The sequence below is a fragment of the Microcoleus sp. F10-B2 genome (genome assembly GCF_036704965.1).
Lineage (GTDB): Bacteria > Cyanobacteriota > Cyanobacteriia > Cyanobacteriales > Microcoleaceae > Microcoleus.
In genome coordinates, this window is record NZ_JAUBTB010000058.1 from 38559 (window position 1) to 49302 (window position 10744).

General features: G+C 47.2%; 9 protein-coding genes. 6 read left to right on the forward strand and 3 right to left on the reverse strand.

All coding sequences use genetic code 11. The features are described 5' to 3' along the window. From QUA99_RS21505 to QUA99_RS21525, 5 genes are all read left to right on the forward strand, one after another. The coding region (locus QUA99_RS21505) for a COR domain-containing protein (protein WP_333460411.1) at nt 1-2308 on the forward strand (2308 nt) is incomplete at its 5' end. A gap of 66 nt (nt 2309-2374) precedes the next feature. Beyond that, entirely contained in the window at nt 2375-2887 is a 513-nt protein-coding gene (locus QUA99_RS21510) for a dihydrofolate reductase family protein (protein ID WP_333240973.1), read from the forward strand. Between the two features lie 95 nt (nt 2888-2982). Further along, complete coding sequence (locus QUA99_RS21515; protein WP_333240972.1) at nt 2983-3402, forward strand: XisH family protein; 420 nt, start codon at nt 2983-2985, stop codon at nt 3400-3402. After that, nucleotides 3390-3725 carry a XisI protein gene (locus QUA99_RS21520; RefSeq protein WP_190732840.1) on the forward strand — a complete coding sequence of 112 codons (336 nt, stop codon included), beginning with the start codon at nt 3390-3392 and terminating at the stop codon, nt 3723-3725. The genes QUA99_RS21515 and QUA99_RS21520 overlap by 13 nt, the downstream gene beginning before the upstream one ends. A gap of 7 nt (nt 3726-3732) precedes the next feature. Further along, complete coding sequence (locus QUA99_RS21525; RefSeq protein WP_333240970.1) at nt 3733-4026, forward strand: hypothetical protein; 294 nt, start codon at nt 3733-3735, stop codon at nt 4024-4026. An 83-nt stretch (nt 4027-4109) separates the two neighbouring features. Here QUA99_RS21525 and ileS read toward each other — a convergent pair whose 3' ends face one another. The 3 genes from ileS to QUA99_RS21540 form a co-directional block, all read right to left on the reverse strand. Beyond that, the gene (gene ileS, locus QUA99_RS21530; protein WP_333240968.1) at nt 4110-7700 is read right to left on the reverse strand and encodes an isoleucine--tRNA ligase; all 3591 of its coding nucleotides are present in this window, start codon (nt 7698-7700) and stop codon (nt 4110-4112) included. 264 nt (nt 7701-7964) lie between these two features. Next, the gene (locus tag QUA99_RS21535) at nt 7965-8528 is read right to left on the reverse strand and encodes a Uma2 family endonuclease (protein ID WP_333240967.1); all 564 of its coding nucleotides are present in this window, start codon (nt 8526-8528) and stop codon (nt 7965-7967) included. 442 nt (nt 8529-8970) lie between these two features. Beyond that, on the reverse strand, nt 8971-9381 hold the full coding sequence (locus QUA99_RS21540; RefSeq protein ID WP_333240966.1) for an Npun_F0494 family protein: 411 nt from the start codon (nt 9379-9381) through the stop codon (nt 8971-8973). Nucleotides 9382-9631: 250 nt separating this feature from the next. Here QUA99_RS21540 and QUA99_RS21545 point away from each other — a divergent pair, with 250 nt between their 5' ends. After that, nucleotides 9632-10705: a tetratricopeptide repeat protein gene (locus QUA99_RS21545; RefSeq protein WP_333240964.1), complete on the forward strand. Its 1074-nt coding sequence runs from the start codon at nt 9632-9634 to the stop codon at nt 10703-10705. Nucleotides 10706-10744: the final 39 nt, after the last annotated feature.

Genomic DNA, 10744 nt, shown 5'->3' on the forward strand with positions numbered 1-10744 from the left:
TCTGACATGGCTTCTTCTCAGTGACAATCAGATTACATCCATCCCAGAAGTCATCGGCAAACTGTCGAATCTGACACGGCTTCTTCTCAGTAACAATCAGATTACCAAAATCCCAGAGGAGATCGGCAAACTGTCGAATCTGACAGAACTTGGCCTCTTTAACAATCAGATTGAAAAGATTCCTGAAAGTTTGGAAACACTGCCAAAACTTGAAAAACTCAACCTCCGCCACAATCCCCTGCCCATTTCTCCAGAAGTTCTCGGCGACAAAGAAGCCCCCGGTACTCCCGCTGACATCTTCAACTACCTCCGCCAACTCCGCAGTGGCGAAGTTCTGCCCCTCAACGAAGCCAAAGTCCTCCTCGTCGGGCAAGGCAGCGTCGGCAAAACCTGCCTGATCAACCGCCTCATCCACAACAAATACAACCCCAACGATCCCCAAACCGACGGACTCAACATCACAGACTGGAAAATTACAGTCAATACCAAACCAGTCAAACTCAACGTCTGGGACTTCGGCGGACAAGAAATCTACCACGCCACCCACCAATTTTTCCTTACCAAACGCAGCCTCTACCTCCTCGTGTGCAACTGCCGCACCAGCGAAGACGAAAACCGCCTCGAATACTGGCTGAAACTGATCGAAAGCTTCGGCGACGCATCCCCCGTGATCCTCGTCGGCAACAAGTGCGACGAACAACCCCTGGATCTCAACCGCAAAGCCTTGCGCGACAAATATCCCAACATCAAAGCGATTGTCGAAACCTCCTGCGAAAGCGGAACCGGCATCGACGAACTCCGCAGCGCCATCCACACCGAAATCTCCCAACTCAAAGAAGTCTACGATCTTTTGCCGCTAAGCTGGTTCCAAGTCAAGCAGCGCCTGGAAAACCTCGACAAAGACATCATCAGCATCAGCGAATACGCCACCATCTGCGCCAAAGAAAACATCTTTGAAGAAACCGACCAAACCCAACTGATCGGACTGCTGCACAACCTGGGCATTGTCCTCAACTTCCGCGAACACCCGATCCTGCAATCCACCAACATCCTCAATCCCCACTGGGTGACAGAAGGCATCTATGCCCTCCTCAGCGACGACGCACTCAAAGTCAAAACCAAAGGTATTCTCACCTACGCCGACCTCAGCCGCATCCTCGACTCAAATAAATATCCCAGGGACCGCTACCACTGCCTCACCGGGTTGATGGAGGAATTTGAACTCTGCTTCCCCGTCAGCCATTGTCCCGCGCCGACTTTCCTCATCCCCGGCATCTTGCCCAAAGAACAACCGCAAAACACCGAACTCCAAGGCGACACCCTGGAATTTCAATATCACTACCGCATCCTCCCCGACAGCATCCTCTCGCGCTTCATTGTCCTCACCCACGAGAAAATCCACAACTGCACCCACTGGCGGACGGGGGTTATGCTGGAGTACAGGGAAGGCGCTGAGGTGTACAACATCGCCCGGATCAAATCTGACCCGGAAGATGAAAAAATCTTTATTGCCGTTAGCGGGCGGGAATCGACGCGGCGTTCTTTCCTCAGCATGATTCGCGATACCTTTACCAAAATCCACAACTCTTTTGCCAATCTGGAAATCAGTCAATGGGTGCCGGTTCCGGGTTATCCGGATGCCGATCCGCTGGATTATGATGAATTGCTAGGGCTGGAGGATATGGGCGAGAATACAGTGCGCGTCGGCAAACTTAAACTCAAACTCGATTTGCGGCAGTTGCTGGATGGGTATGAGTCGATCGAACTTCGTCGCAGAAACCAAATGGGCGATCGAGAAATGGGAAAATACGGAAGAGAATATGACGACCTTGTAGATATCGCTAAACTAGCTGTTAGTAGACCAATTATTAATAAAGCCGAAGCAAAAATGACTCAAAATTCTTCTGAAACCAACAACTTTCAAGGTGCTTTTCAAGGTGCTAACTTCTCCGGCAATATCGGTGGTTCGTCGAACAGTGCCGAAGTTGCTGGCAATCAATCCCTGCAAAACAATAACACCAATACCGCCGAACTTTTAAAACTGATTTCCTCGATGCGTGAAACCGCCGATCAGTTTCCCGAAGACATCCGCGAGGGGATAATTATCGATATTGAAGATGTCGAAGCCGAAATCAAGAAACCGGAAAACCAATGGAATAAAACTCGATTAAAGAAAAGCTTAACAGCTCTTGTAGCGGCGGGTACTGCGATCGCAATTCCGATCGCAGGCATGACTGATTTTGCTAATACGGCGATCGATGTCGGTCAAAAGCTGGGTATCGAACTCAAGCTACCGTCAGGACGCTAAATCATTTAAAATTAAGGTGATTGTGGCGATTATCGCCCCAATCATTCCCCAAACCTCGGTGTTGCCATGCGGAAAATTATACTATTCATTGCATCTAGTTTGGACGGTTATATCGCCCGATCGAATGGCGATATTGACTGGCTGTTTACCGACCAAAATTACGGTTATAATAAATTCTTAGATAGCATCGATACGGTTCTCATGGGTCGAAAGACTTACGAACAAGTTCTAACTTTTGGCGAGTATCCGTACCAGGAAAAAAAAAGTTATGTTTTTACGAAAAATCTAGATTTTCAAGCCACTTCTGATGTCGAAGTGGTAACAGATTTAGAGAATTTTGTCAATGATTTGCGATTGCTTGACGGCAAGAATATTTGGTTGGTGGGAGGTGCTCTGCTGATTCGCGATTTCCTGAATCAAAATTTTGTCAACGAAGTGATTCTCTCGGTTCATCCGCTTATTTTAGGCGAGGGAATTCCTTTATTTGTTAATCCCATAAATACTACAGCTTTGCAGTTAACTGGATGTCTGACATATAGTTCGGGTATGGTTCAGCTATCTTATGATGTCGCGACTTGAGGGCGCGCCCAATGGCTAAGTCGCTGGCAAAAATAGAGCCAGTTGGTTATCAAAAAAGGTAAGATAGGACTTAGTAAGTTACCGATCGATATATTATGTCTGCCAGAGATGTTTTTCATGAAGTTGTCAAAACAGCTTTACAAAAAGAAGGCTGGCATATTACCCACGATCCTTTTCCGATTAGTGTGGGCGGTGTAGATATGTCGATCGATCTGGGAGCAGAAAGGCTGATTGCCGCAGAAAGGAAAGGCGAAAAAATTGCCGTTGAGGTCAAAAGTTTTTTGGCAAAATCGTCGCCAATCTCGGAATTTCACAGAGCATTGGGGCAGTTCATTAATTATCGAGCCGCACTAAAAGAAAAAGCACCCGATCGCATTTTGTACTTGGCTGTGCCGTTAATAATTTATGAAGAATTCTTTCAACTAGATTTCCCGAAAGCAAGGATCGAGGAAAACCAGGTAAAAATGATTGTTTATGATACAGCAGCGGAGGTTATTGTAGAATGGAAAAATTAAGCAAATATCGGCAAATTGTGCAGCAAATGTTACTGGAGTACGGCAAGCGCAAACCTGCTCACGGAGACATTGAAGTTGAGACGATTCTTGATACAGAACGAGATCATTACCAAATCTTCTATGTGGGCTGGGACAAGCAGACTAGGGTGCATCACTGTAGCATTCACATTGATATCAAGGGCGGGAAAATTTGGCTTCAATGGAATGCCACTGAAGATGATATTGCTGAAGATTTAGTAATAGCCGGAGTTCCAAAAGAGGATATTGTTTGGGGGTTTCAGCCGCCCTTTATGCGGAAGTATACGGGTTATGCAGTGGAATAGATAGCGGATGATGAAATGTGTTTGCTGCTTGTTGTTATTGATATCTTTTTTCTGGGCGCTTCCTGCTGAGGCATCTGTATGCCGCAATTATCGAGGAAGCGAGATTTGCATTGTCGATATCAAACGCAGTGCAAAAAATTATTGGGAATACAGGGTAATTCTGAGTGTTGATGGAGTGAAAAAGCCTCTAGAAGTCTACAATTGCCGCGATCGCACTACAGTTAAGAAAGATGGAACTGTTTTGGCGTTTGGACAAAACAACCCTGGTGAAATCGTCTGCGGTTTTTTTAATCAGAAATAAGTAAATGAAGTTATTGTAAGGTGCGCTTCGGGCTGAATGTGGCTACCACAAACTCAAGAATTTTTCCCGAAGCGCAGCCTACGTTAGAATTTGCCGTCTACTGCTGAAACGCAGCGTTCGCAAATTAGCGGATGTTCGATCGACTCTCCGACGTGAGTAGAGTAGTTCCAGCAACGATCGCACTTTTCCCCGTCTGCTTTCACTACACCAATCGCCAACTCAGGAGACTGATAACTGTACGGCAATTCTTGCAGAATTGCATTCGATTCTACCAGTTCCACTTCCGAAGTAATGAACAAATACCGCAGTTCGTCTACACCCTTGCCGGTCATTGTAGAATCGTGCGTTACAACTATTTCAGCAGTAATTTCTGGTTTGGGTTCGATCGCAACTAATTCTGCTTGCGGGATTTGAGGTGTTTCTACAAACACTTTTTCGGCTGGGGCTGTTTGTGCGATCGCCTGTGTTTCCACAAGCACAAGCGCTGTATCTAATGCCGGTGCGAGGACGATCGCTTTTGTTTCTGCAAGTACAAGCGCTGTACTCCGGCCCACCACATCTGCTGTCAGGAAATCAATTTGTTCTGCAATTTCTTGACGGTTGGCGGCAAACAACAAGTGACGGAAAGCAAACCAGATTGTAAATAAGATGCCGATGACTTCCAATAGGCCTCCCAACACCGGAATCTGATTCATCGTATCCAAAATCGCCAGCGTTACTCGGCCCGTTACTAACACAGAGGCTAACAGCCCAAGTGTTACCAAAACTTTTTGGTATTCTGTAAAAAAGTTGCCCGCGTATTCAGGCAGATCCGCCACAAACTGGGCGCTTCGATCTAAGATTTGCTGCCAATCTAAAGCCGACGGTTCAGGGGCAGAATACTGTACGATCTCAGAAGATCGATCGCCCTTTTCTCCGATCGTTTCCGCCTCAACATAAACTGTGTTTTCTGTCAAGACTTTCGCAACTTTTGCCGCTTGTTCTTCCTGTTTATCTTGTGCTGCTTTTGCTTTTTCCTCTGCGGCTAACTCAATGACTGAATTTTGCGATCGCACATAATCCACCAATTCTTCGCTGCTGGGATTCAAAGCTTGCAATTGCTGCCTTTTTTCAACATCGGGAACGTACAATAAAACCTTAGCTTCCAAAGAAGAACCGATCGCTTTTTCCATCCGGGCTTTTTCCAAAACCTTGTTAACTTCGCCGCGCACTTGTCGCAAATACTGCCAGCGCGCAGCTAATTCGGGATTGTGCCATGAAGCATCAATTTGCACCCAGCCGGCTTCAAATACTGACTTGTAAGGAGTCGGATAGGGAAGGTACTGCCAAATATCCTCAGCCATGTGACACAAAACAGGTGCGATCGCCCTTGCTAAATTCTCCACAGCAATGGCAATCACCGTCTGACAACTGCGACGGCGACGGGTATCTGTCGCGCTGATGTAAAGTCGGTCTTTGGCAATATCCAAGTAAAAATTCGACAAATCCACCGTGCAGAAATTCTGCACAGTTTGGAAAAATCGGGAAAATTGGAAGCTTTCAAAAGCATCTTGGACTTCCGCAAAAACTTCGGTCATTCTGTGCAGCATATAGCGGTCGAGTTCCGGCAATTCCTCGTAAGCAACGGCATCTTTCGCCGGATCGAAGTCGTGCAAATTACCCAGCAAAAACTTAGCTGTATTGCGAATTTTGCGGTAAACATCCGATTGCTGTTTGAGAATGTTTTTTCCCAAAGGCACATCGGCAGAGTAGTCTACCGAAGACACCCACAACCGCAAAACATCGGCTCCATATTCTTTAATTACGACTGCCGGATCGACGACATTGCCTTCAGATTTGCTCTGCTTCCGGCCTTTTTCATCGAGCACAAAACCGTGAGTCAAAACAGTTTTGTAAGGAGCAACGCCGTTAGTTGCTACACTGGTCAGCAAGCTGGATTGAAACCAGCCGCGGTGTTGGTCTGAACCTTCCAAATAGATATCAGCAGGATAGTTTAATTCCGATCGACCTTTGGCAACTGCGGCCCAGGAAGAACCCGAGTCAAACCACACATCCATCGTGTCGGTTCCCTTGCGGTAAGTGCGGCCGTTATTGCGGTAAGATTCCGGCAGCAATTCGGCGATCGACAATTCCCACCAAGCATCAGAACCCTTCTCGGCAAAGATGGCTTGCACGTGGGCGATCGTTTCTTCATTTAACAGCGGTTCGTTGGTTTCTTCGTCGTAGAATACGGGAATCGGAACGCCCCAAGTCCGCTGGCGAGAAATACACCAATCCGATCGATCGCTAACCATTGCAGTAATCCGATTTTCCCCTTGCGCGGGAATCCAATTCACATCGGCGATCGCTTTTAAGGCTTCATCTCGGAACCCTTCAACTGATGCAAACCACTGTTCCGTCGCCCGAAAAATGGTCGGCTTTTTCGTGCGCCAATCGTAAGGATAAGAGTGAGCGTAACTTTCCTCTTTAATCAAACAATTTGCTTCGGCAAGGGCATCAATCACTGCGGCATTGCCGTTTCCGAGGACATTTAAACCTGCAAACTGTCCGGCTTCTGCGGTGAAATTTCCGTTCTCGTCTACGGGCGTTAAAACTGGCAAACCGCAGCGTTTTCCTACTATAAAGTCTTCTTGTCCGTGTCCCGGTGCGGTGTGCACTAATCCCGTCCCGGAATCAGCGGTAATGTAGTCGCCGCCGGCAACGATCGGACTTTCGCGATCGAACAGCGGGTGTTTGTAGATGCAGCCTTCTAATTCTTTGCCTTTGAACGTGGCGAGTATTTTTAATTCAGTCTTAAAAGTTGCCGACAGCCGATCGACCGCATCGACAGCTACTAACATAAATTGTTGTGCGATGTGGGAATTTGCCGGCGGTTCCACCACCGCATAAGTCAGTTCGGGATTGACTGCGATCGCCAAGTTTGCCGGAATCGTCCAGGGGGTAGTCGTCCAAATCGCCGCCCAGAGGCTCGGCATATAGCGCTTGAGCTTCGTTTGCAGGGTTTTCGACAGTTTTTTCACGTGGAAGCCAACGTAGATGCTGCGCGACGTGTGGCCTTCGGGATATTCCAATTCCGCTTCGGCGAGGGCTGTTTTCGAGCTCGGGCTCCAGTGAACGGGTTTGAAGCCGCGGTAGATGTAGCCTTTGAGAACCATTTGACCGAAAACGCCGATTTGGGCGGCTTCGTATTCGGGCTTCAGGGTTAAATACGGGTGTTCCCAGTCGCCCCAAACGCCGTAGCGCTGGAAGGATTCGCGCTGCTGTTCCATTGTTTGCTGGGCGAAGGCGGCGGCTTTGCGGCGGAGTTCGATCGGGGTAAGATTGAGCCGCTCCTCCGATTTCATGTTCTGCAATACTTTAAGTTCGATCGGCAATCCATGACAATCCCAACCGGGCACGTAGCGGACTTTTTTGCCGCGCAGCATTTGGTAGCGGTTGATAAAGTCTTTGAGGATTTTGTTGAGGGCGTGACCGATGTGCAGTTGTCCGTTGGCGTAGGGGGGGCCGTCGTGCAGGATGAACAAGTCGCCTGGGTTATTTTCCGAGAGGCGATCGTAGATTTCTCGATCGGCCCAAAATTGTTGCAGTTCTGGTTCCCGTTTGACGGCGTTGGCGCGCATATCAAACTTGGTTTTGGGCAGATTTACGGTGTCTTTGTAAGATTTAGCTTCCATTTTTGACAAACTTTTTATGTAGTTAGTTGTTAGTAGTTAGCGGTTATTTGAGAGAGGATATCAAGTCCGGTTAAATAATCATAATTAAGTTAATAGTGATAATTTTAGTCCTCTCTCGTCCTTGAAGGGCTGACAACCAGATATTCTAGTATAGGCGATCGACCGCACATTAGATCGAACCAAATCCGTAGGGCGATCTCTCTTCTCCCTCCTGGGCGCCCTCTGCGCCCTCTGCGGTTAAATCATTCATAAACCCAGGTGGCGCTACTCAGTCAGCCAACTGAACATTTCACCGACGGTGAGATTGAAGGATTCGGCAAAGGTTGGAACGGGGATGCGATCGCCCGGTTCTTCAAAAAATGCTATGGTGCGATCGGCAAAATAGACAAATACCAGTTCTTCTTCCGGGTCAATCAGCCAGCCCATCTGAGTCCCGTGGGCGAGACTGTGGAGAATGTTGCGGACGACTTTAGTTTGACTTTGATCGGGGGAAAGAATTTCAATAGTCCAGTCGGGGGCGAGGGCGAAAGTGTTGGCTACTTCGCCGTTTTCGTCGCGGGGAATGCGTTCCCAGGTAAAGACTGCAAGATCGGGTACTGTCGATCGACCGCCAAAGGTACAGCGCAATTCTGGATAAGCGCGGGCGATGCGTTGCGGTTTGAGTACCCGGTTGATGTCCGCACCCAAATCGCTTTGAATTGTGCTGTGTTTTCCTTGGGGCATAGGTTTTTGGATAATTTGACCGTCGATGAATTCGCTGGCGGGTTTTGTTTCCGGTAATTGGAGAAATTCATTGAGAGTCAAAGATTTGGCCGGGGTTTGAACCATTGTTTTTATTCAGTTTAAGTTTGATTTGTATTAGTTGAGCGATGGTGCATTTGATTTATACTCACATCTTGCACCATTTTCAATAACAGGCTTTCCGGCCTGTTCCACAAAAAAGCATAAATTTGCTTGTGGGATTCTCCGCGAAAGAAAACACACCCCAGTCCTTCAAAGAAACTCAAGTGCGATCGCGGTTGAACTCGTTTGACGGCGAGTCCGACAGGGATTGAAATCCCTGTCTCATAGCGCAAGTCCTATGCAAGAGGACTGAGGAGGTTGATTAACGTGCAATGCGAAACTCAACATCGAGTTAAATTGAGACTTGCAGTCGGTTTTATGCGAAACTCAACATCGAATTGAATTGACACTTGCAGTCGGTTTTAACCGACTTTCGCTATGAGACAGGGAATTCATTCCCTGTCGGACTGTAGCAAGTGAAAACCCCTCATAGAAATACTCCCAACCCGCGGCTAAAGGCATTTCCCATGCGATCGCACAATGACGCGGCCGGCACTCCCTGTCCTTCCTGTTCCCATTTTTCCACGAGTTGGCGGCCTAGGGGCGTGAGGCGAAAACTGTCGGTAATCCCTTGTCCGTCTACTTCCCGCCGCAAAACGCCGACTTGAATCAGCCAGAGTAGGGAGTTTTCGGCTACGAGTTCGGATACGGGCGATCGCGTGTAGCCGCTTTCGACACCGGAATTTGAGGCGATCGCACTTAGGAAAACGCTGTTATCGCGGATGGTCTGGAAGAAGTGTAATTGAAAAGGGCTGCACCGGACGGCGCGATCGGCTCTTTTTACGGTGCGGCTGGGATAACTAATAGATTTAAACGCTTCGGATGGGATAAAAGCCATGGAGAGAACTTTTGACTAGGTACTATATTTTTAATTGTTACAGATTTAGAGTCTAAGTGGAGTTATGAAAATTATACAAAAAATCAGACAGGCGTTGAACAGAAATAAATATTTTTAGGCATCAACTTTTCTGAGTTCATAACTGTGTGAGGCTGCTGCATTTCCAATCGCCCGGTTGAGAGAAACCCTTGCAGGTAGCTTGATAGAGGAAGTAGACTAGGCTTAACGAAAATAGAGATGAAGAAAGATTATGCCTTTACCAAAAGTGCCTAAAAAATTCTTGCCTAAGTTAACCTCAGTTTTCTTATTCTTATACGTTGCGGCGACACTACCGTTGCTTACCAATCGCTTCACCTCCTTTGCTTATATTGTTCAAGCGAGTGGGCAGAAGGCCCAAAATGCAGGAGGTGAAGCGACAGAGAGTTATAGGCAAGCTATTCAACCTAATCCTTGGGATGCGAGCATTTACCAATTTCTAGGCTCACAATTGAGTAATCAAGGTAAAGTTGATGAGGCGATCGCAGCTTACCGCCAATCTATCCAACTTGAACCCAAATATTACTCTGCTTATGAAGAATTAGGTAAAGCACTGATTAAGCAGGGGAAATATGATGAAGCGATCGCAACTTACCGCCAAGCCATCAAAGTTTTCCCTCAGTGGACTTGGGCTTACAACGAACTTGGCAAAGCGCTTGATAATAGGTGGAAATATGATGAAGCGATCGCAGCTTACCGCCAAGCTATCCAGATATATCCCAATTATGCCGAAGCTTACTACAATTTGGGTAATACGCTGTCCTACCAAGGCAAGCAAGAAGAAGCGATCGCAGCTTATCGCCAAGCCATCCAAATATATCCCAATTATGGCGAAGCTTACAGCAGTTTAGGTTGGTTTTTACAGCAAGAAGGGAGATTAGATGAGGCGATCGCAGCCTATCGCCAAGCGGTAAAAATCTACCCTAAATATGCTACGGTTTACGTTAATCTAGGCAATGCGCTCAAAGATGTGGGAAAACAGCAAGAAGCGATCGCGGCATGGCACAAAGCGATAGAAATCGGTGACAAAGATCCCGCCGCCGCTGGTTACGCAAATCTAGCTAATCTATTTAATGAGCAGAACAAATTAAATGAAGCTGTCACCACTTACCGAAAGGCCATTGAAATCGAACCATCTCAAAAAGATCGTGCTTTTTTTTATAGAAGAATAGGCTATATTCTGAGCAAGCTAAACAAGCTATATGAGGCCCTAATCGCTTATAAAAAGGTGATTGAACTCGAACCAGAGGGGGAGCATCCCGGTTTTGCAAAAACCTCAAATGGCTAAGAGGTCGTTGAGGTAAGCACAACGAAGTTTTAGCATTTG